19 protein-coding genes and 1 pseudogene are annotated in these 24,134 nt (G+C 71.9%); 10 read left to right on the forward strand and 10 right to left on the reverse strand.

Annotated elements, in window-relative coordinates; genetic code table 11:
• Positions 1-7: 7 nt before the first annotated feature.
• From ACILSK_RS10015 to ACILSK_RS10045, 7 genes and pseudogenes are all read right to left on the reverse strand, one after another.
• Positions 8-712 carry a DUF6891 domain-containing protein gene (locus ACILSK_RS10015; protein WP_395727004.1) on the reverse strand — a complete coding sequence of 235 codons (705 nt, stop codon included), beginning with the start codon at positions 710-712 and terminating at the stop codon, positions 8-10.
• Between the two features lie 48 nt (positions 713-760).
• Positions 761-1,351, reverse strand: a pseudogene (locus ACILSK_RS10020) (SDR family NAD(P)-dependent oxidoreductase); the annotation flags it as partial.
• A gap of 21 nt (positions 1,352-1,372) precedes the next feature.
• Positions 1,373-2,734 carry an HNH endonuclease gene (locus tag ACILSK_RS10025; protein ID WP_395727005.1) on the reverse strand — a complete coding sequence of 454 codons (1,362 nt, stop codon included), beginning with the start codon at positions 2,732-2,734 and terminating at the stop codon, positions 1,373-1,375.
• Between the two features lie 218 nt (positions 2,735-2,952).
• A complete protein-coding gene (locus ACILSK_RS10030) occupies positions 2,953-3,621 on the reverse strand; it encodes a 4'-phosphopantetheinyl transferase (protein WP_395727006.1) in 669 nt (222 codons plus the stop codon).
• A 94-nt stretch (positions 3,622-3,715) separates the two neighbouring features.
• The gene (locus ACILSK_RS10035) at positions 3,716-5,272 is read right to left on the reverse strand and encodes an AMP-binding protein (RefSeq protein ID WP_395727007.1); all 1,557 of its coding nucleotides are present in this window, start codon (positions 5,270-5,272) and stop codon (positions 3,716-3,718) included.
• Positions 5,273-5,276: 4 nt separating this feature from the next.
• Positions 5,277-6,404 carry a DUF5938 domain-containing protein gene (locus ACILSK_RS10040; protein ID WP_395727008.1) on the reverse strand — a complete coding sequence of 376 codons (1,128 nt, stop codon included), beginning with the start codon at positions 6,402-6,404 and terminating at the stop codon, positions 5,277-5,279.
• A 27-nt stretch (positions 6,405-6,431) separates the two neighbouring features.
• Positions 6,432-7,223, reverse strand: coding sequence for an SDR family NAD(P)-dependent oxidoreductase (locus ACILSK_RS10045; protein ID WP_395727009.1), 792 nt, complete (start codon positions 7,221-7,223; stop codon positions 6,432-6,434).
• Positions 7,224-7,419: 196 nt separating this feature from the next.
• Between ACILSK_RS10045 and ACILSK_RS10050 the strand changes: the two genes are divergently transcribed.
• The 4 genes from ACILSK_RS10050 (at position 7,420) to tatC (ending at position 10,557) form a co-directional block, all read left to right on the forward strand.
• Positions 7,420-8,064 carry a TetR/AcrR family transcriptional regulator gene (locus tag ACILSK_RS10050; RefSeq protein WP_395727010.1) on the forward strand — a complete coding sequence of 215 codons (645 nt, stop codon included), beginning with the start codon at positions 7,420-7,422 and terminating at the stop codon, positions 8,062-8,064.
• 162 nt (positions 8,065-8,226) lie between these two features.
• On the forward strand, positions 8,227-9,270 hold the full coding sequence (locus ACILSK_RS10055) for an intradiol ring-cleavage dioxygenase (protein WP_395727011.1): 1,044 nt from the start codon (positions 8,227-8,229) through the stop codon (positions 9,268-9,270).
• 80 nt (positions 9,271-9,350) lie between these two features.
• Positions 9,351-9,626, forward strand: coding sequence for a Sec-independent protein translocase subunit TatA (gene tatA / locus ACILSK_RS10060; protein WP_395727012.1), 276 nt, complete (start codon positions 9,351-9,353; stop codon positions 9,624-9,626).
• Between the two features lie 37 nt (positions 9,627-9,663).
• Positions 9,664-10,557 (forward strand): twin-arginine translocase subunit TatC, encoded by an 894-nt coding sequence (gene tatC / locus ACILSK_RS10065; RefSeq protein WP_395727013.1) that lies wholly within the window; start codon positions 9,664-9,666, stop codon positions 10,555-10,557.
• 287 nt (positions 10,558-10,844) lie between these two features.
• On the opposite strand, the gene helR is transcribed toward tatC, so the two are convergent.
• Positions 10,845-12,989, reverse strand: coding sequence for an RNA polymerase recycling motor ATPase HelR (helR, locus tag ACILSK_RS10070; RefSeq protein WP_395727137.1), 2,145 nt, complete (start codon positions 12,987-12,989; stop codon positions 10,845-10,847).
• Positions 12,990-13,266: 277 nt separating this feature from the next.
• Here helR and ACILSK_RS10075 point away from each other — a divergent pair, with 277 nt between their 5' ends.
• From ACILSK_RS10075 to ACILSK_RS10100, 6 genes are all read left to right on the forward strand, one after another.
• Positions 13,267-14,640: a hemolysin family protein gene (locus ACILSK_RS10075; RefSeq protein ID WP_395727014.1), complete on the forward strand. Its 1,374-nt coding sequence runs from the start codon at positions 13,267-13,269 to the stop codon at positions 14,638-14,640.
• Positions 14,640-15,665, forward strand: a complete 1,026-nt coding sequence (locus ACILSK_RS10080; RefSeq protein WP_395727015.1) for a hemolysin family protein — start codon at positions 14,640-14,642, stop codon at positions 15,663-15,665. The genes ACILSK_RS10075 and ACILSK_RS10080 overlap by 1 nt, the downstream gene beginning before the upstream one ends.
• 56 nt (positions 15,666-15,721) lie before the next feature.
• Positions 15,722-16,576 (forward strand): ABC transporter ATP-binding protein, encoded by an 855-nt coding sequence (locus ACILSK_RS10085; protein ID WP_395727016.1) that lies wholly within the window; start codon positions 15,722-15,724, stop codon positions 16,574-16,576.
• On the forward strand, positions 16,573-17,652 hold the full coding sequence (locus ACILSK_RS10090) for an ABC transporter substrate-binding protein (protein WP_395727017.1): 1,080 nt from the start codon (positions 16,573-16,575) through the stop codon (positions 17,650-17,652). Before ACILSK_RS10085 ends, ACILSK_RS10090 begins: the two co-directional genes overlap by 4 nt.
• Before the next feature lie 155 nt (positions 17,653-17,807).
• Positions 17,808-19,865, forward strand: coding sequence for an iron ABC transporter permease (locus ACILSK_RS10095; RefSeq protein ID WP_395727138.1), 2,058 nt, complete (start codon positions 17,808-17,810; stop codon positions 19,863-19,865).
• A 23-nt stretch (positions 19,866-19,888) separates the two neighbouring features.
• Positions 19,889-20,941 carry a GTP-binding protein gene (locus ACILSK_RS10100; protein ID WP_395727018.1) on the forward strand — a complete coding sequence of 351 codons (1,053 nt, stop codon included), beginning with the start codon at positions 19,889-19,891 and terminating at the stop codon, positions 20,939-20,941.
• Between the two features lie 437 nt (positions 20,942-21,378).
• On the opposite strand, the gene ACILSK_RS10105 is transcribed toward ACILSK_RS10100, so the two are convergent.
• A complete protein-coding gene (locus tag ACILSK_RS10105) occupies positions 21,379-22,869 on the reverse strand; it encodes a hypothetical protein (protein WP_395727019.1) in 1,491 nt (496 codons plus the stop codon).
• A gap of 123 nt (positions 22,870-22,992) precedes the next feature.
• Positions 22,993-24,072, reverse strand: coding sequence for a hypothetical protein (locus ACILSK_RS10110; RefSeq protein ID WP_395727020.1), 1,080 nt, complete (start codon positions 24,070-24,072; stop codon positions 22,993-22,995).
• Positions 24,073-24,134 lie beyond the last annotated feature (62 nt).

Here is a 24,134-nt window from a genome sequence, read left to right on the forward strand (position 1 = left end):
CCCTTCGTCAGACCGGCAAGTACTTTCGCCAGTCGGTGATCGACACTGTGATCCGCTCGTCCGGGTCACCGTCCCAGTCGACGGTCAGCCCGTGTTCGCGCAGCGCGGTCGCCACGATCGTGCCGACCGCGCGGTCGGTCTCGATCCGCACCTGTTCTCGGGCCCCGGCATCGCCGTCCCGGGCGGCCTGCACCAGCGCCGGGTCCAGGTGCGGCGCGGGCCGGAACGCGCTGTAGGACAGGGAGAGCACGGCCCGGTCGTCGGCCAGCCGAGCGGCGTCCTGCTGGTGGAAGAAGGTGTACGCCCACTCCTTCCACGGGTACTCGCCGGCGGCGGCCCCTTTCCGCGGCGTGCGCTGGTCGTCGATCTCCTCGGTGCCACAGGTTTGGCAGCAGGTGAAGTTCATCCGCGCGAGCAGGCCCTGCTGCTGGATCCGGGCGAATGCCGCGGCCATCCGGTCGTAGTCGCCGACCTCCCGCCAGGTCTGCTGCTCGGCCTCCCGCTCGCGCCACGCGACGTCGACCGCCGCCTCGGGACGGCGATCGTCGTCGTCGATCTCGAAGTGGTCGCGCACCTCGGCGACGGCGTCGGCCCGGCCGACGAAGCCCGGCCGGATCAGCGTGCGGGCGTGGGCCACCAGCTCCGGGTCCGGCGGGGGTGCCGGCTCGTCGGACGAACCGGTGGCGGGCCGGTGGCGCGAGAAGATCCCCATCCGTTCATCTTGCCCCGCTCCCGCAACCCGGATGCGGAACGTCCACCGTCAGTTCCCGGGCTCGCCGGGAAACCCGGGCTGGCCGGCGTACTCACGCGTCCGGGACGCCAGCACGGTGGCGATCTGGGCGGGGGCGTCCTCGCCCAGCACCAACCGCAGCGGCCCCGGATTCTCCTGCGCGACGTGGTCGACGAGCAGCGCGGCGACCACCTTGGGTGCGGTTCCGCCCCCGGTGGCGTCGGGATCAGCCGGCCAGGGCACCTCCGCCGTGCCGAGGGTCGCCGCACGCAGGCCGTCGTACTCGGGCCGGGGCCGGCTGAACCGCATGCTGCCCGTCGCCCACTGGGTGTCCATCGCACCGATCTCGGCGATGGTCACCCGGATTCCCATCGAATCGACCTCACCGGCCAGGGCCTCGCTGAAGCCCTCGAGTCCCCACTTCGCGGCGTTGTAGAGCCCGAAGAAGGGCATGGCCCCGACCCCGCCGACGGAGGAGATCTGCACGATGTGCCCGCTGCCCTGCGCCCGCATGTGCGGCAGCACCGCCTGACTCATCCACAGCGGGCCGAACAGGTCGGCGTCCACGATGTCCCGAGCCTGCGCCTCGGACACCTCTTCGATCGCGCCGACCAGTCCGTAGCCGGCGTTGGCAGGGCTGGATCACCGATCCGGCGGACTGCGTCGGGATACCGGCCGGCTGATCTTGTGGTCGGGCCAGTGGATCTCGATTCGCATTGCCGGCCCGCCGGTGCCACCGGGACGGCGGATCCGGGGCCGGGTTTCCCACGGCACGGATTCGGGTGGGTGCGGTGGCCGGCCGTGGTGGGTGTGGCCGGTGGGGGTGGTGGTGGTGATGACGCCGGTGTCGTCGACGTGGGTGGTCCAGCCGTCGAGGTCTTTGACCAGGTTGCAGGCGGTGCACCGGCCGTTGCCGTTGCGCAGGTCGGTGGGTCCGCCCTTGCTGACCGCCAGAGCGTGATCGGCCTCGCGGATCGGCGCGCCACACCAGGGGGTGCGGCAGATCTGGTCGCGGGCGGCGAGGAACTGGCGCGCGGTGTCGGGGAAGTCGCGGCGGCGGGCGTCGGTGGCCAGCAGGTCCCCGGTGCCGGGGTGGGTGAACAGCCGCCGCACCCACACCCGGGTGCGCTCGTCTGCGGTGAGCAGCTCACGGGCGATGGGGGCGGGGACGGGTCCGTGGCCGATGAGGTGGGCGGGTTCGTCGTCCCGGTCGGCCAGGGCCCGGTCGGTCATCATCAGGTGCAGTTCGACCGCGGGCTGTTCGGGCTCCCCGTCCGCGGGGGTCATTACTCGTTTGACGAGTTCGTCGGCCATGACCTGGCCTTTGCTGCGGTGGTCGTCGGGGTCGCAGTGGGCGGTCATCGCGGCCCGGTGCAGCACCCCGTAGACGCCGACACCCTCTTTCATCGGGAGCAGCGCGGTCACGTAGGTCAGGCAGTCGGGGGCGGGGCGGATGGTGACCCGCCGGTCGGTGACCGCTTTGCGGGCACGGTCGGCCGCGCCTTCGGGGTCGAGGCGGTGCGCCCAGCCGCGGGCCTGCTGCGCGGTGTGCTGGTCGCTCCATCCGGGCAGCAGCTCAGCGATCGCGGTGTCGATCCGGGCGCGGTGTTCGACACTCAGGTGGGCGGTTTCCCGGGCGATGAGGGTGGCCCGCCATTCGCTGCCCTCGCCGCGTTCCAGGACGTGCAGGACCCGGGGCATTTCGTGGACAAGGGTGTGGGCGAGGCCGACGTGCCGGTTGCCCTTGTGCGGGCTGTCCCGGCGGGCCAGCGCGATCTGCGCGCACACGGAGCGGCGGGCGTCGGCCGATGTGCTTCCGGCCTGGATCAGTTCCGCGCGTTGGGACACCGCGAACGTGTCGGTGAGCCGGGCCTGCCGGGCGCTGATCGCGGTCTTGAGTTGTTCCAGTGCGGTGATCTCGTCGATGAGTTCGGGGTTGGTGCCGGCGGTGTCGAGCGCGGCCAGCGTCGCGACCAACGCGACGGCCTGCTCGGTACCCGACATGTGTTCGATGATACCCGATCCTGGCCGATCAAACAATGTCAAACTGCACGTCAAGTCATGCTTTTCGAACAGATATGTGCACCGACGGGGATGGCCGACCGATGTCCCGCGCCAAGGCGGCTGTGCCGTGCGGTACCGACCGTCCGCGGCGCGGAAGCGGCGACCCACCCCACTGAGTCCGTGTGCGGCGCAGCTGAGCCGGTTCCGCCGCAGCCGGTTCAGCCGCAGCCGGTCAGCGCCACCGCAGCCAGCAGAACCCGATCGTCCAACGCCCATCGCCCCTGGCACCGCGCGAACGGCCCCACGTCGACGGTCGGTGCCAGCAGCCGGCACGAGAACCAACCATCACGACCGAGTTTCACGTCGACGTCCTCGAACCCGAGCCGTCGGTGCTGCACCGGATACCACGCCTTGTACAGCGCCTCCTTGGCGCAGAACAGCAGGCGGCCCCACTGCACCTTCGGGTCGGCGGCGGCCAGCGAGTCGACTTGGGCGATCTCGGCCGCCGACGCGGTCAGTCCGAGCACGCCCGCCGGCAGCGGCTCGTTCGGCTCGGCGTCGATGCCCAGCGTGGACAGCTCGGCCTGCCAACCGACAGCGGCCGCGGTGTACCCGGTGCAGTGGGTGATGCTGCCGACCACGTCCGCCGGCCATTGTGGTTCGCCGCCCGGTCCTTTGCCAATGGCGCCGGCAGGAGCGCCGAGCCGTCGCAAGGCCTGCCGGGCGCACGCGCGGGCGACGACGAATTCGCGGCGCCTGGTGGGCACCGCCCGGGACACTGCCGCCTCCTCGCCCGGGTAGAGGCCGAGATCGCCGTCGGGAAGCTCGTCGCCGCGGCAGTGCGCAACGGCCACCGTCGCCGGGAGGAGCGTCTCGAGACCGGGCACCGGCCCAGCGTAGGGGTGGTGCGCCGGCCGGCCCGGTACGGAACCGGACCGGCCGGCACGGTACGGAACCGGACCGGCCGGCACGGCTGGGAGGTCAGGCGGGTGCGACGAGCGACCGTTTGATGTCGGTCTTCAGCACCTTGCCCACTTTGGACCGGGGGAGGTCGGGCCAGACGTGGATCTCCTTGGGAGCTTTCACGCTGCCGAGCCGCTCCTTGACGAACGTGATGACCTCATCGGGCTCGACGACGGCGCCGGGCGCGGTCTGCAGGACGGCGACCACCCGTTCGCCCCACTTCTCGTCCGGCAGTCCGACGACGGCGCAGTCCCGCACCCCCGGGTGCTGCATGATCGCCTGCTCGACCTCGGTCGAGTACACGTTGAAGCCGCCGGTGATCACCATGTCCTTGGCCCGGTCGACGATGAACAGGAACCCGTCCTCGTCCAGATACCCGATGTCGCCGGTGTGGTGCCAGCCGAAGCGGGACGCCTCGGCCGTGGCCTGCGGGTTGCGGTAGTACCCCGGGGTGACCAACGAACCGCGCACCACGATCTCGCCGGGTTCCCGCGCGCCGACCATGCCCCCGTCCGGATCCATGATGCCCACGATGACCAGCGGCGCGGGCCGCCCGGCCGAGGCCAACCGGCCGGTGGCGACAGTGCCGTCCGGGTTGAAATGGTCCGCCGGGGCCATGGTCGAGATCATCATCGGCGCCTCGGTCTGGCCGAACAACTGCGCCATCACCGGCCCGATCCGGGTCAGCGACTCCTCCAGTCGGGCCGCCGACATGGGCGCGGCGCCGTACCAGAAGCATTGCAGGGAGGTGAGATTCGTGGCATCCAGGGACGGCTCGGCCAGCACCATGTAGATCAGTGTCGGCGGCAGGAAGGTGTGCGTGACGCCGTACCGCTCGATGTGCCCGACGAAGCCCGCGACGTCGGGCTTGCGCATGATCACGATCTCGCCGCCGCGGCACATGATCGGGAAGCACAGCACGCCCGCCGCGTGGGTCAACGGGGCCAACGCCAGATAGACCGGCCGGCCGGGGAACGGGTAGCTCATCAGGGTGATGGCCGTCATCGACTCCAGGTTGGCGCCGGTCAGCATGACGCCCTTCGGCCGGCCGGTCGTCCCGCCGGTGCCGACGATCATGGCCAGATCCTGGTCGGCGGGACGGTCGAGAGCGGCGTGCCCCCGATCGTCCGTCCCGCCGGCCAGGAAGTCGTCCCAGCCGAGCACGCCCCCGTCTGCGCGCCCGTCCGGGTCGAGGCATACCCAGGTGTGGATCCCGGGCAGTTCGTGGCGGATCCGGTCGACCAGCGGCGCGAACGATGCCTGGTACACCAGCACCGAACATTCGAAAAGGTCGAGCAGCTCCGAGTTCTCGGCCGCCTCGTTGCGCGGGTTGATCGGGCACCAGACGGCCCCGGCCCGGCTGATGCCGAACACGCAACTGAACGCGACCGGGTCGTTGGCCGACAGGATGGCGACCTTGTCCCCGGCCGCAACGCCGGCCGCGGCCAGCGCCGCGGCGACGCGGTACGACAGGTCCTGCACGTCCCGGTAACTCAGGCTGACCCCGTCGGTGGTCAGGCAGGGCCGATCCGGGCCGAGCGAGGCGCCCTTGTCCAGGTAGTCGACGAGGCGCACGACGTCACCGCGCGACGGTCAGGACCGGCTCCATGACGAAGCCGAACGAGCGCAGCACGCCGAGCAGTTCCCGGTGCCCGAACGCCTGGCAGCCCGAGGCGAACCCGGCGCGTCGCGGCGGCTGCTGCAGCAGCGAGTACGCCACGTACGCCTGCAGCAGGCCGGTCTGCTTGTAGTTGCTGTTGCCGTGGATCACGCAGTGCGCCCGGCCGAGCGGCCCGGAGGCGTGCACCGAGTCCAGCGATCGGTTGATCCGGGTGTGTTCCCGCGGCGGCATGGTGTTCATCACCTGCGCCGCGGTGGCGAACAGGGCGGCGTCCCGGTCGTCCGGATCCATGTCCTTGGTCGCCTCGATCGCGGCGGCGACGATCTGCGGCACCCCGTTCATCAGCGCGGCGTTGAAGACGCCACCCTGCGCCTTGGCGTTGGCCACCCGCGGATCTCGCTTGAACCACACCGGATGGCTGGTGCCACCCCACGGCAGGGACAGGGCCAGCTCGTGCTGGCCGGGAATCACCAGCGGCAGCAGCCCCTGGCCCGGGTCGAACGGCACGTAGGCGTTCTGCTCCAGGTAGTGCGCCTTCGAGGTGGCCGCGTTGATCAGGATCGTCTGGGTGGAGGCGATGGTCGGGCTGCCGCCCCAGAAGACCGCGATGTCCAGCGTGTCCAGACCCGGCTGCTCCAAGCAGATCTGGGCGGCGATCTCACCCGTCGTGTACATCTGGGCGATGCCCGGGGCGAGCAGCAGGCCGCGCTCGGCGAACTGGGCGGCGTAGCGATCGTCGCAGGTGAGCAGCCAGTCCTGCTCACCGGTGGTGTCGGTGTAGTGCGCGCCGGCGGCCAGTGCGGCCTCCACCACCGGCGGCCCCCACTTGGCGAACGGGCCCACCGTGTTCAGCACCACCGCGGCACCGGTGAACAGCTCACTCAATGCGTCGACGGTGTGCTCGACCGCTTTGATCTCGTAGTCGGCGGTCTCGACGCCGGCCACGTGGTGGGCCATCGACTCCTTGAGCTTGTCCTCATCCCGGCCGGCGGCGATGAACGGGACGTGGTACTCGCGCAGGTATTCGCAGATCAGCCGGCCGGTGTAGCCGGAGGCCCCGTAGACGACGACGCGCTTGTCAGTCATCAGCTTCTCGTTTCTCGTCGGAATCCGTCACATGCCCATGCCGCCGTCGACCGGCAGGCCGGCCCCGGTGATGAATCTGGCCGCGTCGGAGGCGAGGAATACCACCGCGTCGGCCATGTCGTCGACCTGGCCGAGTCGGCCGGCCGGGGTGAGTTCGACGACCGCGCCGACCGCCGCCTCGGCCGACGGGTAGATGCCGATGGTGGCCATGTCGTTGGCCAGCCCGATGCCCATCGCGGTCGGCACCAGGCCGGGATAGACGCAGTTGACCCGGACCCCGTACCCGAGCTTGCCGGACTCCATGGCCGCCACCCGGGTGAGCCGGTCGACCGCCGACTTGGTCGCCGAGTACACCGAGATGCCGGGGAACGCGATCGTCGCGGCCACCGACGAGACGTTGATGATCGACCCACCCCGACCGGCGGCGCCGCCCGGCCGCATCGCCCGCAACCCGTGCTTGAGCCCCAGAGTGGTGCCGAGAACATTGACGTCGAGCATCTTCTGGATATCCGCCACCTCGACCTCGGTGATCAGGGCGGAGATCTCGATACCCGCGTTGTTGACCAGGATGTCGAGCCCGCCGTACTCGTCGACGGTCGCCCGGATGGCGCCGGCCCAGTTCGCGTCGTCGGTCACGTCCAGCCGGACGAACCCGTGCCTGTCGCCGAGGGCCTTGGCGGTCTGCTCACCGGCCTCGTTGACGTCGGCGATGACGACCGTTGCTCCGGCGCCGGCCAGCGCGGTGGCCATGCCCTCGCCGAGGCCCTGCGCCCCACCCGTGACGAATGCGACGCGGCCGGTGAGATCGATCGAGGTCATCCGCAGGCTCCTTTGCCTTCGTGTCCGGCGCTGCCGTCGTTCCGACGGTGCAGCCGAGGTGCCCAGGCTGCGGCAATGTCTTGACAGTTGTCAAGAGTTCTCTGGACACTTGTCAAGATGACGCCGGACGTAACCTGAGGGGTGACGGGTGGCATTCATCCGCGTGCGCGGTGGGCCGTGGCAGGGAAGGAGGCCGATGACACAGGTGGAGACGACGCGGGTCGTCGAGCCGAGCCGGTTCGATCGCCGCAGCGTCGACAAGTTCGATGCGCGCCGGAACGAGCTGGCCGACGCCGCCCTGGTCACCCTCGGTGAGCTCGGCTACGCGCGCACGAGCCTGCGCGAGATCGCCCAGAAGACGACCTTCTCGCACGGTGTGCTGCACTACTACTTCCGCGACAAGATCGAGCTCATCACGTTCTGCGTGCGCCGCTACAAGGCCACCTGCGTGACCCGCTACGACGCGGTGATCGCCGGGGCCGGGACCGCGGCGGCCCTGGCGGACGACTTCGCCGAGGCGCTGGTCACCACCATGCGCGAGGATTTCGCCCTGCATCGGCTGTGGTACGACCTGCGTTCCCAGTCGACATTCGAAGACATCCTGCGGCCGACGGTCGCCGAGCTGGACGCCCAACTCGAGGCCATGATCTGGCGCGTCGTGCAGCGGTACGCCGCGCTGGCCGGCGGCCGGCCGGTCGTCTCCACGCTCGTCGCCTACGCCACCTTCGACGGGCTGTTCGAGAACTGCCTGGTGCGGCACATCGGCGGCGACGCGGGTGCTGCGGGCGAGTTGCGCACCGGCGCCCGGTGGCTCATCGGCACGCTGGTCCGGCCGGCCTGAGCCTCGGGCCGCCGAGCGCTCCACCGCATCTGCGTTCACAGGACTCCTACAGCCGGGGAACAGGCTCCGGCCGGGTCGCTCGCCCAGGGTGGATCACAGCACCACGAGCCGGATCACCGCCGCGTCGATCCGCCCGCCGATCCGCATACCCGAGGAGTGTTCATGCCTGCCCAGAGCCGCCCGACCTACGAGGGACGCCCGCTCGCCCGTCCGGACGACGAACTGGTCGACCAGGGACTGTCTTTCGACGTGACCACCCTGCTCAGCCGTCGCCGGATGCTGCAGGCCTTCGGTTTCGGCGCCGTCACCCTGGGGCTGGCCGCCTGCGGCGTCAACGCGACGTCGTCCGCCGCCAATTCGTCGTCCGCCGCGAGTTCGACGTCGGCCGCGTCGAGCTCTTCGTCGGCCGCGACCGGCGGATCCGCGGCGGCCGGCACGCTGACCGAGATTCCCGACGAGACCAACGGTCCCTACCCGGGCGACGGCACCAACGGCCCGGACGTGCTGGAGCAGAGCGGCATCGTTCGCAGCGACATCCGCTCCAGCTTCGGGACATCCACCACCACGGCGGAAGGTGTCCCGATGACGCTCCGGCTCACCGCCTACAACATCGAGGGCGGCCGGCAGGTGCCGTACGCCGGCGCCGCCGTCTACGTCTGGCACTGTGACCGGGACGGCAACTATTCCATGTACTCCACAGGAGTGGAGAACGAGAACTACCTGCGCGGCGTGCAGATCGCCGACGCGAACGGCGTTGTCGAGTACACCAGCATCTTCCCGGCCTGCTACTCGGGCCGATGGCCGCACGTGCACTTCGAGGTGTACCCGGACGAGGGGAGCATCTCCGACCACGACCTGAGCATCTCCACCTCGCAGCTGGCGTTCCCCGCGGATGTCTGCGACACCGTCTACGCGACCGCCGGGTACGAATCGTCGGCCACGAACTTCGGCCGGTTCACCAGCATCTCCGACGACAACGTCTTCGGTGACACCGACGGGGTGACCCAGTTGGCGACCGTCACCGGTGACGTCGCCAATGGCTACGTGGTGGAACTGACCTTCGGGGTCGACGCGACCACCGAGCAGACCGGCGGCGGCATGTCGGGCGGTGGTGGCATGGGCGGTCCCGGCGGTGGCGGCACGCCGCCGGGAGACATGGGCGCCCCGCCGTCGGGCGGCGCCGCGCCCACCATGGCCGGCAGCTGATCCGAAGGCTATTCGACACCATCGATCGCGATGCGGCGTCCGGTTGGACGGGCGTATCCCACCATTCCTGGAGGTAGACCATGGGCGGACTGTCCTGGTGGCACTGGTTGATCATCGGCGGCGCGTTCATCCTGCTGTTCGGGGCCAAGAAGCTTCCCGAGGCCGCGCGCGGCGTCGGCCGGTCGCTGCGCATCCTCAAGTCCGAGGTGTCGGCGATGCATGACGACGAGCAGTCGGCGGCGACGGTCGGGGCACCGACCGCCACGGCGGCCGGAATCACTCCGGCGCCCGACGCCGCGGCGCCCATCCCGCCGGTGGCCACCACGCCGGCATCCGGGGCGGCCCGGTCCAGTTGACCGGGCTCGGCCCGGCACCGAAAGGCACTCACCGGTCATGTCCCCGCGCCTGTCCCGGCTGTGGTTCCCCCGCCGTCGCCCCGCCCCGCCGGCCGACGGCACCATGGCCGTTCTCGACCACCTGCACGAACTGCGCCGCCGGCTGCTCGCGGTCACCCTGGCCGTAGCCGCCGGCACCGCGGTCGGCTTCCTCTGGTTCGCCAACGGCATCCCGGCCATCGGGCTGCCCAGCCTGGGCGACATCCTCACCGGCCCCTACTGTGCGGTGCCGGCCGAGAGCCGGGTGACGTTCGGCGACGACAGCTCCTGCCAATTGCTGGCCACCGGCCCGTTCTCGGCGGTGGAGTTGCAGCTCAAGTCGGCCCTCATCGCCGGCAGCGTGCTCACCGCGCCGATCTGGCTGCATCAGCTGTGGGCGTTCGTCACCCCTGCGCTGCATGCGCGGGAACGCCGCTACGCGAGCGCGTTCGGGGTTGTCGGCGGGCTGCTGTTCGCCGCCGGCGCCGTCCTGGCCTACCTGGTCATCCGGGAGGGACTGACCGTCCTGCTCGAATTCGGTGGGGACTCCACCGTCACGGCACTCTCACCCGAGAGCTACTTCTCGTTCCTGATCGCCATGCTCATCATCTTCGGGGTCTCCTTCGAACTGCCGTTGCTGCTGATCATGCTCAACTCCGCGGGTGTGCTGACCGGCGAGCGGCTGGCCCGGTCGCGGCGCTACGCGATCTTCGGGTTGGTCGTCTTCGCCGGCCTGGTCGTCCCCGGCAACGACCCGATCACCATGGGCGCCCTGGCGGTCGCGCTGATCCTGCTCTACGAGGTGGCCGTCCAGGTCACCCGACGGCGTGACCGCCGGATCGCCGGACGCCGCGCCGAGCCGGAGCCGGCGGACTGCGAGCCAGGCCCACGCGAGACCGTCGCCCCGATCTGACCCTTTCCGAGAACGGAGACGTCACCATGTTCGGCCTGTCCTGGGGTCAGATCGGCATCATCCTGCTCGTCGGCGTGTTCGTGCTCGGCCCCGAGCGCATCCCCACCGCGGTCGCCGGCACGCTCACCGCGGTGCGCAAGCTGCGCGCCGTGGTGGCCGGGGCGCAAGCGGACACCGTCGGCCAGTTCGGCCCGGAGATCGCCGAACTGCGCCGCCAGCTCGCCGAACTGCGGGCCCTTGCCGGCTTGTCGGAGCTGCGCGAGCTGCATCCGCAGACGCTGCTCGCTTCAGCTTCCGGTGAGCACGATCAGCTGCTGGGTGGCCCGGGTCATGGCGACGTACCGGTCGACGGCGCCCTCGATGCCGCCGCCGAACGAGTCCGGGTCGACCAGCACGACCAGGTCGAACTCCAGCCCCTTGACCAGTTCCGGGCTCGATGACCGCACCCGTGGGGTCGCCTCGAACGCGGGATCCCCGATGACGCAGGCGATCCCGTCCGGGTGGTCGGCCAGCCAGGCATCCAGCAATGGCCGTAGGCCGGCGCGGGCCGCATACCGGACCGGACGCCCGGTGCGGCGGACCGACGTGGGGACGTTGGCGTCCGGGATGGCGGCCCGGATCACCGGCTCCGCCCGCTGCATCACCTCCGCCGGCGTCCGGTAGTTGATCGTCAGGGACGCCACCCGGATCCGGTCGAGACCGACCCGCTCGAGCCGCTGTGCCCACGACTCGGTGAAGCCGTGCCGGGCCTGCGCCCGGTCGCCGACGATGGTGAAGCTCCGGGACGGGCACCGGGCCAGCAGCATCTGCCATTCCCCGTCGGTCAGCTCCTGCGCCTCGTCCACGACGACGTGGGCGTAGGTACGGGCGAGGCCGTCGGGATCGCCGCCGGGCAGCGCGTCCTCGTCGACCAGGGCCTCGCGGAAGTCCTGGCCCCGCAGCATCGACATGACGGCCATCTCCGAATCGTCGGTCTCGATGAGATGGTCGACCACTCGGGACATCTCGTCGTTCCGCGCGGCGACCGCGGTCTCCCGGCGGCGGGCTCGCCCGGCCGCGGCCGGGTCGCCGAGCCGGCGCCGGGCCGCGTCCAGCAGGGGCAGATCCGGCACCGTCCACGCCGTGGCGTCCGCTCGCTGCAGCCGGCGGACCTGATCGGCGTCGAGCCAGGGCGCGCACAGCCGGAGGTAGGCCGGGACCGACCACAGGTCGGAGACGAGGTCGGCGGCCTCGATCAGCGGCCAGGCCCTGTTCAACGCGGCGTTGAGTTCGCGATTGCGCCGCAGTGACTGTCGCAATGGACCGGCCGGCGCGGTGCTGTCCTGGTCCAGCAGGATCGCGATCAGCGTGTCCCGGATCGTCTCGCGCGCCTGGTTGTGCGGGGTGCCGGATTCGACCGCGTCGAATCCCTCGGTCCAATCGGCGGCGGTCAGGCGGAGCTCGGACCAGGGCGTCGGCACCGTCAGGTCCTCGGTCGGCGCCTCCTCGTAGAACCGGACGGCCGTCTCGATCGCCGCGACCATGTCCGCCGACGCCTTGAGCCGCGCCACCTCCGGGTCCTGCTCGATCGCGGCTCTCGGACCCTCGGCCACCAGGTCGCGCAGCGTGCAGGTCTGCACTCCTTCCTCGCCGAGGCTGGGCAGCACGTCGGAGACGTACGAGAGGTAGGGCTGATGCGGCCCGACGAACAGCAGCCCGCCTCGCCGGTGGCCGAGCCGCGGATCCGCATACAGCAGGTAGGCGCAGCGGTGCAGCGCGACCACCGTCTTGCCCGTGCCGGGACCGCCGTCGACCACCAATGTGCCGGCCGAACCGGCCCGGATGATGGCGTCCTGATCGGCCTGGATGGTGCCCAGCACGTCGCGCATCCGGTCGGATCGGGTGCCGCCGAGACTGGCGATGAACGCGGACTGGTCGTCGAGCGCCGCCTGCCCGTCCAGCCGGTCGGGGTCGAACACTTCGTCCCAGTAGTCGGTGATCCGACCGCGGGCCCAGCGGTACCGGCGGCGGCTGGCCAGGCCCATCGGGTCGCCGTGGGTGGCGCCGAAGAACGGTTCGGCGGCGGGGGAGCGCCAGTCGATCAACAGCGATCGGCCGGTGGTATCCCGCAGGCCGAGCCGGCCCACGTAGACCGGCTCGGCGCCGTCGGTCGGCACCATCCGGCCCAGGCACAGGTCCAGGCCGTACCGGCGCAGGGTGCGCCGGCGGGCGGTCAGCCGGTGGATCTCCTGGTCCCGCTCCATCGCCACCTGCCCGGCCCCGCCGCGCTCCAAGCGGGCGGCGCCCAACCGCTCGGACAGCTCGGTGATCGATCGTTCCAGCGTCTGCGCGATGGCGGCGAAATGCCGCTCGTCCTCCTCGATCAACGTCGGGTCGGCCTTGCCGGCCAGCCGGTCGGGCAGGTCGAACACGGTGCTGGGCAACGCATTCATGTCGGTGTTCATCGGGCGGCTCCCATCGCCAGGGGCCGGGACGTCCCCGCGCGCCGGCCTCGGCCCGCGATTCTGCGCGCGTACCGGGGTCTTGCCGCAAGCCCCCGGGTGCGCTATACGTTGAAGTGGGAAAAGACTCGGGAACTTCACGATCGCGTTGCGCGTTCACCGTGCGCCATCCACCGACGACCGAAAGTGACATGAGCGTTCCCACCGACAGACCCGGCGCCGGGCTCCAGCCCGGCAGTGCGCCCTCCGTGCCGGCGGGGTCGGCCCGATGATCTGGCCCCTTTCCCTGCTGCTCGGCGTCCTCGTCGTGCTGATCATCACCGCCGCCACCGCCTACTTCGTGGCGCAGGAGTTCGCCTACATGTCCGTGGACCGCTCCCGGCTCAGGGCCGCGGCGGCCGCCGGCGACGCCGGCGCGACGAGAGCGTTGTCCATCACCCGACGCACCTCGTTCATGCTCTCCGGGGCACAACTGGGCATCACCGTCACCGGCCTGCTCGTCGGCTACGTCGCGGAGCCGCTGATCGGAGCGGCCATCGGGACGGCGCTGGGTGGAATCTCCGTGCCGGCCGCCGTCGGCATCACCATCGGCACCGTGCTCGCGCTGGCCCTGTCCACCTTCGTCCAGATGCTGCTGGGCGAGCTGTTCCCGAAGAACCTGGCCATCGCCCGGCCCGAGCCGGTCGCAACCGCCCTGGCCCGGTCGACCGGCATCTACCTGACCGTCTTCGGCGCCCTGATCGCCGTTTTCGACAAGTCGTCCAACCTGTTGCTCCGGCTGCTGCGGATCGAACCGGTACACGACGTCGAGCACTCCGCCACGCTCCGCGACCTCGAGCACATCGTCGCCGCCTCGCGGGACAGCGGCGACCTGCCCCGGGATCTGTCCATCCTGCTCGACCGGGTGATCGACTTCCCGCACCGGACGGTGGAGCACGCCATGATCCCGCGCGCCCGGGTGGGCGTGCTGCGCACCGACGTCGACCTGCCACGAGTCCGAGAGATGATGAGTGCGGGGCATTCCCGTTACCCGGTGCTCGACGACGCGGATGATGTGGTGGGCGTGGTGCATCTGCCGGACGTCCTGGATCTGGCGGACCGGGCCGATGGACGCCGCACCGCGGGCGACCTGATGCGTCCGCCGCTGTTCGTCCCCACGGTGCTCGGCCTGCCCCGCGCCCTGGCCGAGCTGGTCGGTTCCGGGAACCAACTCGCCTGCGTGCTCGACGAGTACGGCGGATTCGTCGGGGTTCTCACCGTCGAGGACCTGGCCGAGGAACTGGTAGGGGAGATCGCCGATGAACACGATCCGGCCGGACCGCCCCTGCTGGTTCCGGATCCCTCCCCGGTCGGCTGGTCGTTGCCCGGTGATCTGCCGGTGGACGAGGTGCAACGGTTGATCGGCCGTCAGCTGCCGGCGGGCGACTACGAGACCCTCGCGGGGCTGGCCATCGCCCGGTGCGGTGGCTTCCCCCGGGTCGGGCACCGGATCGAGGTGCCGCTGCCGCCCGACCCCGCCACGTCGGCCGGGTCGGAACGGCCGTCGTCGCCGACGGCGTGGTTGCGGGTGGACGAGGTCGCCCGGCACGTACCGTCCCGGATCACGCTCACCGTCATCGACGCGGCACCGGGGGAGTCGTGATGTCCGGGACCGGGTGGGCGATCGTCGCCACCATTGCGCTGATCGCGCTCAGCGCGTTCTTCGTCGCGGTCGAGTTCGCGCTGCTGGCGGCCAGGCGGCACCGCTTGGCGGACGCCGCGCCGCGCAGCCGGTCGGCCCGGGCGGCGCTGCGCAGCTCGGCCGAGTTGACCGTCGTGCTGGCCGGGTCGCAACTGGGGATCACCGCGTGCACCCTGGCCCTGGGTGCGGTGACCAAACCGGCGGTGCAGGACCTGGTGGCCGGACCGTTGACCGCGCTGAACCTTTCGCTCTGGCTGGCCGACGCCGCCGCGTTCGTGCTGTCGCTGCTGATCGTGACCTTCCTCCATCTGGTCATCGGTGAGATGGCGCCCAAGTCGTGGGCGATCGCCCATCCGGAGCGGTCGGCGATCCTGCTGGCCCTGCCGATGCGCGCATTCATGTGGTTGTTCCGGCCCATGCTGATCGCGCTGAACTCGTGGGCCAACGCCTGCGTGCGGTTGGTCGGCGTCCAGCCCGTCGAGGAACTGGCCAGCGGTCAGAACCCGCAGACGCTGCGGCAACTCGTCGAGCACTCCGCCGACGTCGGCACCCTCGGCGCGGACTACTCGCGCCGGCTGGCCACCGCCCTCGACCTGCCGGCGCTGACCATCGGCGCACTGGTCCGCACCGACGTCCGGCCCACCCAGGTGCATCCGGAGGCCACGGTGCAGGACGTACGGCGGGCCGCCCGGGACTCCGGACATCTGCGGATCCTGGTCGGTGACGGCCCGCACATCACCGGCATCGTGCACGTGCGGGACACCCTGGTCGCCGATCCCGACGCGCCGCTGCACGACTTCGTCCGGCCGAGTTTCGACCTGGCCGCGGCGACGCCGTTCGCCCAGGGGCTGGAGGCCATGCGCCGCGATCGGGCCCACCTTGCCGTCGTGCACGACGACAAGGGCCGGTCTCTCGGCGTCGTCACGCTGGCCGATCTGCTGCGCACGCTGTTTCCCGAGACCGCCACGCCCCGAGCCGGACGGTGATCCACTCGGCGGAATCGATGTACTGAGCCTTACCTTCCTTAGGTTAGGCTCACCAAGTGACCCGCTTGACCGCCACCGACCTGGTGCTCGCCTACGAGCGCAGCGAGGTCGTGCATGGCGTCTCCATCCGGATCGAGCCGGGCGTGGTCACCGCGCTGGTCGGCCCGAACGGGAGCGGCAAATCGACCGTGCTGCGTTCGCTCGCCCGGCTGCACCGGATCGGCGCCGGGCGGCTCGAACTGGCCGAAGCCGGCCTGACGCAGGACGTGACCGCCCTGTCCGCCCGCGATTTCGCCACGAAGGTCACCCTGCTGTCCCAGTCCCGACCACATCCTTCAGGACTGGCCGTTCGGGACGTGATCGCGTTCGGCCGGCACCCGCATCGCAAGCGGTTCGCCCCGCTCGGCGACGCCGACCGGGCCGCGATCGACCGGGCCCTGCGGCTGACCGGCATGACGGCCATGGCCGGCCGGGGCGTTGATCAGCTCTCCGGCGGTGAGCTGCAACGGGTCTGGCTGGCCACCTGCCTGGCGCAGGAGGCCGACGTGTTGCTGTTCGACGAGCCGACCAACCATCTCGACCTGCGGTACCAGATCGAGACCCTTGACCTGATCCGCGATCTCGCCGACGATCACCGCTGCGCGGTGGGCGTCGTCCTGCACGACCTGAACCAGGCGGCGGCCGTGGCCGACCATGTCGTGCTGCTGTCGGCCGGCCGGGTTCGAGCCGCCGGCGCGCCCGCCGAGGTGCTCACCGCCGAGCACCTCACCGAGGTCTACGGCCTGCCCGTCGCGGTGGCCGGCGACCCGGATACCGGCCGGCTGCGGGTCGAACCGCAGGGTCGTCACCAGCTGCGCCACCACCCTCCCCACGCCCACGCGGGCAGTCGCCCCGACGAGAGGAACCAATGAGAACCCGTACCACCGTCACCATTCTCAGCTCGGCCCTGTTGATGGTGCTGGCGGCCTGCGGCACCACAGCGCCGGCCGCGACCGGCACCCCGGCCGGCTCGCCGACGGCGGAGGCGACCGTGTCGGGGTCGGAATCCCTGGCGGCGCAGGAGTCCGCGACCGGCCGGACGGGCTGCTCGGCCGACACCACCACCACCGCGACCGGCCCGGTCAGCCTGACCGACGCCTTCGGCCGGACCGTCGAGCTGGCCGGGCCGGCGCAGCGGGTCGCCGTGCTGGAGTGGCAGCAGGTCGAAGATGTGCTGACGCTCTGCGTGGACCCGGTCGCCGTCGCCGACGTCAAGGGCTTCACGCTGTGGGACACCGCGGAGACCCTGCCCGCGGGCGTGGCCGACGTCGGCACTCGCGGCGAACCGAATATGGACGCGCTGTTCGCCACCGACCCCGACCTGGTGATCATCGAGGCCTCCACCGCGCAGGACGAGATCATCGGGCAGCTGGCCGCATACGGGGTGCCGGTGCTGGCCACCAAGGGTGCGGACACCGCGGATCCGATCGGCCAGCTGACGAACACGTTCAACCTGATCGCGCAGGCCACCGGCCGGCAGGAGCGGGCGCAGGTGGTGGTCGACGAGTTCACCGCATCCCTGGCCGGGGCGAAGCAGGCGGTCGCCGGCACCGACGCGGCGGGCAAGAAGTTCGTCTACTTCGACGGCTGGGTGCAGGGCGGCAACGTGTCGATCCGGCCGTTCGGGCAGGGGTCGCTGGTGGGGGAGCTGGGCGAGGAACTCGGTCTCACCAACGCCTGGACCGGTGAGGTCGACCCGGCCTACGGGCTCGGCCAGACCGACATCGAGGGGATGACGGCGGTCGGTGACGGCCTGCTGTTCCACACCGGCACCGAGGATCCGGACAGCGACGTGATGGGTGAGCTGGCGAAGAACCCGATCTGGACCTCGCTGCCCGCCGTCGCCGACGGGCACGCGTATGGCTTCCCGGCGGGAATCTGGACCTTCGGCGGGCCGCGCTCGGCGCAGCAGGTGCTGGACGCGTACGTCGCCCAGCTGACCGGCTGAGCCTGCGCGCCGTGTCCGATCCCACGACCGGGCCGGTCGCCACCCGCGACCGGACGGCCGATCTGCCCGCGTCGTCGGCCGGTGTGGCAGTCGGCCCGCCGGCCGACCTGTCCGGCGGTCCGTCGCCACTGCCGCGTCGCGTCGAGAAGGTCGGTATGGTAGGTGTTCTCGGAGCGTTCGGGATGCTGGCCCTGCTGTCCGGCGCGTTGCTGCTGGTCGCCGGCGCCCACCTGACCCAGGGCACCTCCGGGCTCGGCCTCGGTGATCTGTGGGCGCTGGTCGGTGGGGCGGCGGACGGACCGGCGGGCGCGACCCGGGAGATCCTGATCGGCTCCCGGGTGCCCCGGCTGGCCGCCGGCGTCGCGGTGGGCGTCGCGCTGGGCGTCGCCGGGGCGCTGCTGCAATCGCTGACCCGCAACTCGCTGGCGTCACCGGACACCCTGGCGGTCACCGCCGGCTCGTACCTGGCGGTCGTTGCGGTGGCCGCCTTCGGCCTGTCCGTTCCGCTGTGGGCATCCGGCGCGGTGGCGTTTGCCGGTGGCCTGGCGGCCGCCGTGCTGGTGATCGGCCTGTCCGGGGCGGGCACGGCGACGACGCGGATCCTGCTGGCCGGGTCGGCGGTGGCGCTGGCTTTGCAGGCGGCCACCACGACGCTGCTGATCCTGTTCAGCCAGAACACGACCAGCCTGTTCGCCTGGGGATCCGGGTCGCTGAGCCAGCTCGGCCTGACCGCGTTCCTGTACGCCGCCCCGGTGGTGCTCGCCGCCACCGGGCTGGGCCTGCTGCTGGCCCGCCGGCTCGACCTGATGGCCCTCGGCGACGACACCGCGGCGGTCATGGGCGTGCCCGTGCGATCCACCCGGATCGTCGGCATCGGGCTGGCGGTCGTGTTGACGGCCGCGGCGGTCACGCTGGCCGGCCCGATCGGCTTCGTCGGGCTGTGCGCGCCGGTCATCGTCCGGCTGCTCGGCCGGTTCGTGCCCGGGCTGAACCGGCATGCCGTGCTCATCCCCGCGTCCGGGCTGGTCGGCGCCCTCCTGGTGATCACCGCGGACGTCGTGGTCCGGGCGTTGTTCGGGGCCGAGGCGGGCATCGCCATCCCGACCGGGGTGGTCACCACGATCGCCGGCGCGGCCGTGCTGGTGCTGCTGGCCCGTCGGCTCAGGGACGCCGGGCCGACCCGGCGGCCACCGACCGCCGGGGTCGGTGTCCGTCGCCGCCGGCGCTTTCTGCTGGTGCTGCTCGCCGGCGTGGCGCTGGCCGGCGGCACCTTGCTGGTGGGACTGCTGGTCGGCAACACCATGCTGCGCACCGGCGACATCGCCCTGTGGGTGAACGGGCAGGGCCCGCCCGTCGTCCGGTTCGCGCTGGACGAGCGGGCTCCGCGGGTACTGGCCGCCATGGTGGCCGGTGGTGCCATCGCGCTCGCCGGAGTCCTGGCCCAGGCGACCTGCCGCAACCCGCTGGCCGAGCCGGGTCTGCTGGGCATCACCGCCGGGGCCGGCCTGGGCGCGGTGATCGTGGTGACCGCCGGGGCATTCGGCACCGAAGGGTCGTCGAACACGGCGATCCTGACGGCCGCGATGACGGGCGCGCTGGTGGCGTTCGGCGTCGTCTACGGGCTGACCTGGCGGGGCGGGTTGAGCGCCGACCGGCTGGTCCTGGTGGGCATCGGCGTCTGGTACGGCGCCTCGGCGGTGACCACCCTGCTGCTGCTGCGGACCAACGCCTGGGACACCCCGCGGATCTACACCTGGCTCTCCGGGACCACCTACGGCCGCACCTTCGAGCAGATCCTGCCGGTGGCGATCGCGCTGGCCGTCGGCCTGCCACTCGCCCTCCTGCTGCGCCGGGAGCTCGACCTGCTGGCGCTGGACGAGGACACGCCGCGGCTGGTCGGCGTCCGGCTGGAGCCCGTCCGGCTGACCGTGTTGCTGCTGGCGGTGGTGCTGGCGGCCACCTCCGTCGCGGCGGTGGGCGTGGTCGGCTTCCTCGGCCTGGTCGCCCCGCACGCGGCACGGGCGCTGGTCGGCGGCCGGCACGCCCGGGTGATCCCGGTCGCGGTGCTGCTGGGGGCGGTGCTGCTCGGGTCGGCGGACGCGTTCGGCCGGTGGGTGATCGCCCCGGCGCAGATCCCCGCGGGATTGACGGTCGCGCTGATCGGCGCGCCCTACTTCGTGTACCTGCTGGCCCGCTCGCGGGTCCGAACCTGATCCCGGACAAGGAGTCTCGAACGATGATCCCCCTGGTGGTGGTCGCCACCGTCGATCCGGTGCTGCGGGATGCCGCGGTGTTCTCGCTGCTCACCGATCTACCCGGGACCGGCTTCGTCCGGCAGGATCTGGACCCGGGCTCCGGCACCGTCCGCCGGGTCGTCGGTGACGAGCACGGGCTCATCGCCGACGACATCGAGCCGGCTGAGCACGGCTGCCCCGGGTGCGTCCAGCGGGAGAACCTGTGGCCGGCGATGGAGGCGATGGTCGAGCTGGACCGGTGGCAACGGGTCGTGCTGGCCCTGCCCGTGTCCGGACCGACGGGGCCGGCCGCCCGGCCGCTGGCCGACCCCGCGCACCGACGGCGACTGGGCATCGAGCTGGCCACCGTCGCCTGCGTGGTCGACGTCGACCGGGTCGAGCACGACCTGATGGGCGGCGACCTGCTGGCCGATCGCGATCTGGCGTTGACCGCGGGGGACGGCCGGGCGGTCGGGGAGGTGTTGGCCGCCCAGCTCGCGCACGCCGACGTGGTGCTGACCACCGGGACCGATCCTGCGGGGCTCGCCCTCGTCGACCACCTGCGTGGCCGGCGCAGCAGCCGGCGGGAGCTGTTCGACTGCCACGTGCGTGAGCTGTTCGCGGCTCGCCATTGCGCCGGAGACGCCGCCGCCCGGATCGACCCGTACTGGCTGTCCCGGTCGGCCGTCCCGGACGCGCACGGGGTCTGGACCCTCGACCTGATCAGTGAGCGACCGGTCCATCCGCAACGATTCCGGCAGCGACTGCCGGATCTGGCCGGCGGCCGGGTGCGGATCCGTGGGCGCTTCCAGGTACCCACCAGGCCGGACCGCCTCGGCGTCATCGACGGCACCGGCGGGCACCTGTCGGTGGGTGACGCCGGTCGCCCCGCCCGCCCGCTGACCACCCGGATGGTGATCACCGGGACCGGCGGGGGCAGCGACCAGCGGCGTCGGGCGTTCACCGAGATGGTGCTCACGCCGGGGGAGTTCGACTCCGGTCAGGGCTGGCCGTGGCTGGACGACGGACTGGACGGATGGCTGGGCTACCGGTAGGCAGGCTGGCGAACCCCGGGCCCGCACGCTGCTCAGTCGACACCTGTGCCGAGCCCGTTGCCCGAAATGCGCCGTCACTGCACGCGCGTGGTCGCGCCGGGGCGCTGATCAGTCGACACCTGTGCCGAGCCCGTTTGCCCGAAATGCGCCGTCACTGCGGGCGCGTGGTCGCGCGGGCTGATCAGTCGACACCTGTGCCGAGCCCGTTTGCCCGAAATGCGCCGTCACTGCGGGCGCGTGGTCGCGCCGGGCTGATCAACTCGGCAGGATGCTCCCGAAATGTCGGACTCACTGCCGAGTTGATCAGCCTGATGCAGATGCGCCGACCCGCATACGGTTTCAATATGAGGGAACCGCATCTGCGGGGCCGGCCCGCTGATCAACTCGGCACTCGACGCCCGACCTGCCGGGTGTGCTGCCGAGTTGATCAGCCCGAATTATCCTCGGCCGACCGACCAGTCGCGCCGGCGTTCACCCCGCCGGGTCAGCAGCACCAGGCCGCCGGCGATCAGCAGCAGCGCCACGCCGAGGGCGGTGCCGAGCGGCGCGCCGGTGAAGGCGAGGCCGCCGGACGCCGCCAGATCACGGCTGATGGTCGCCGCGGGTGCGGTCGCCACGGACGCGGTGCGTCCCGCGCCGCGGGTCACGGCGGACGGTGCGGTGACGGGCAGGACTGCCGGTCGCACTGCCACCGGGCGGAGGGCGGCACCAGGACGGTCGATCACCGTGTCGACGGGCGCGCCGGGGTCGCTGGGCAGCACCGGATTGCCAGGATCACCGGGGTCTCCGGGTTTCCCGGGGGTGCCGGGGTTCACCGGTGTCCCGCCGCAATCGGCGGAGGTGTTGCCGACGATTCCGGCGCCGATGCCGCAAATAGTGACGGGCACGTCGATGGTGCCGCCCGGGCCGGCCGGGTCGGCGGTGGTGCCGCAGCCGGCGGCGGTGTCGCCGAGGATGCCGGCACCGATGCCGCAGGCGGCGATCGGTGCGGTGAGCAGCGGGGTATCGGATTCGGAGCGAAAGCCGCCCGGGCCGGCCGGGTCGGCGGTGGTGCCGCAGCCGGCGGCGGTGTCGCCGAGGATGCCTGCGCCGATACCGCACGCGGTGACGGGCACGTCGATGGTGCCGCCCGGGCCGGCCGGGTCGGCGGTGGTGCCGCAGCCGGCGGCGGTGTCGCCGAGGATGCCGGCGCCGATGCCGCAGACGGTGATCGGAGCGTCGACCAGCGCCGTTCCGGCGGCCGGTTCGCCGCCCGCCTCGCAATCGGCGGCGGTGTCGCCGAGGATGCCGGCGCCGATGCCGCACACGGTGATCGGAGCGTCGACCAGCGCCGCTCCGGCGGCCGGTTCGCCGCCCGCCGCCGGTTCGGCCGGTGCGAATGCCGCCGGAGCGGACTCGGTGGTCAACACGGCGACCTGGACGTCCCGGACCTCGATCGGCGCCGAGACCGAAGCTGCCGAGCCGCCGTCGGCGGCCGGGTCGGCACCATCCGTCGCGGAGTCGCTCCCCGACAGGATGTCGACACCCACGTCGCTGACCTGTACCGGTGCGTCGACCACCGGCTCGGCGGCCGGAGCGTCGGTGGGTTCGGGGCCCGGATGCGACCGCGCCGGCCGGCCGGCGCCGCGGTCGTCGAGCAGATCGACACCGACCCCGGAGACCTGCACCGGGACCGACACCAGCGCCCCGCCCACCGGCAGATCGGCGTCCGGTGCGGGCGAGGCCGCGCCGGAACCGTCCAGAATGCTCACCGTCAGGTCGCTGACCTCTACCGGGGCCGAGAGCAGGCCGTCGTCGACACCGGGTTCGTCGGCCGCGGCGATCGACGCTCCACCAAGAATTGTTCCTGCGCCGAGGGCTGCTATCACGAGCCCTCGCTTGAGCCAATAGTTCATTTCCATCCCACTTTCGAAGAATCGCGTTCTCATGAATGCGCGCCTTTCTTGGGCGCAGCAGAATTCGCACCGTGGCGGCAGGCAGCCGTCGGGGGCAGCAGGGGAACGGCGCGGGTCACCTGCGGTCGGCAGGGTTCCGCGGAAAGCGGGAGGCGGTCAGTCCGGGGATATCGTCGCGTCGTGGGGGCGTTGGTGCGGCCCCACGGAGGCACCGCCGTCGGCGGGGCTTCCGGTCGCGACGCGTGATGGCGGCCACGCCAGGTGGGTCGCGCAGGCGCCACCGCCACCCCCGCCTCCGGTGCCGCCATTGGCGGTGGCCCCGCATCCGGGGCCGCCGAGGACGGCCGCGGCGGGGCTCGGGGCGAACGGCTGGGCCGGGTTGGGGCCGCCGGTTTCGGCGATGGTCCGCGCGGACGGGCCGGGCGGCGGCGAGAGGTCTGGGCCGAGGCCAGCTCGGCCCGGATCGAGCAGGCGGGCGATGAACGTCACCGCCGGCCGTTCGATCCCGGCCGGCGCGGTGCGTCCGGCCGCCAGCTGGTCGCCCGTCTCGGCCAGTGCCGCGAGAACCGTGAGGCGGCTGACATCGCCGGCCCCAGTGGGGGAGTCGACCGGCTGAACAGGCTGATCAGCTGACCCGGCAACGGGTCGCCCGATATCCACGACGGGTTGGATGACCGGCCGTACGGGCTCCAGCGCGGGTTGGACGGCACCCGCGATGGGCTCGATCACGGGTTGGACGGCGTCGGTGACGGGTTCGATGACGGGCTGCGCCGCGTCGATCACGGGTTGGACGGCGTCGGTGACGGGGTCGATGACGGGTTGCACGGCGTCGGTGACGGGGTCGATGACGGGCTGCGCCACGTCGATGACCGGCTCGACCGCGTCGGCGACGGGTTCGACGACGGACTGCACGGGTTCGGCGACCGGCTCCACGGCGACGGTTACCGGACTCACCACCTCGACCACGGTGGTCTCGGCGTCGACCACGGTCCCGACGGCAGCGACCGGCAGGCCCGGCTGGGCGGCGATCGCGGGAAGTCCGGCGGCCTCGCTCCCGGCGGTCGTCACCGCCGCGACGGCTGCGTCGAGGGGCCCGCCCGCTGGTGGTGTCGGGTCCGCGTCGGCCGCCGACGCGGTCGCCGTACCGACCAACCAGGCCCCGGCCGCGAACCCGGCGACGACGGCGCCGCGGAGCAGGAATCGGCGCCGACCCGAGATACCGCCCGTCGCGGACATCGTCGCCACCTCCCCCCATGCGGACGCCACGTATTCCCCCCGGTATCCGTCAATTCAAAAGT

The sequence above is a fragment of the Nakamurella sp. genome, from assembly GCF_044224575.1.
GTDB lineage: Bacteria > Actinomycetota > Actinomycetes > Mycobacteriales > Nakamurellaceae > Nakamurella.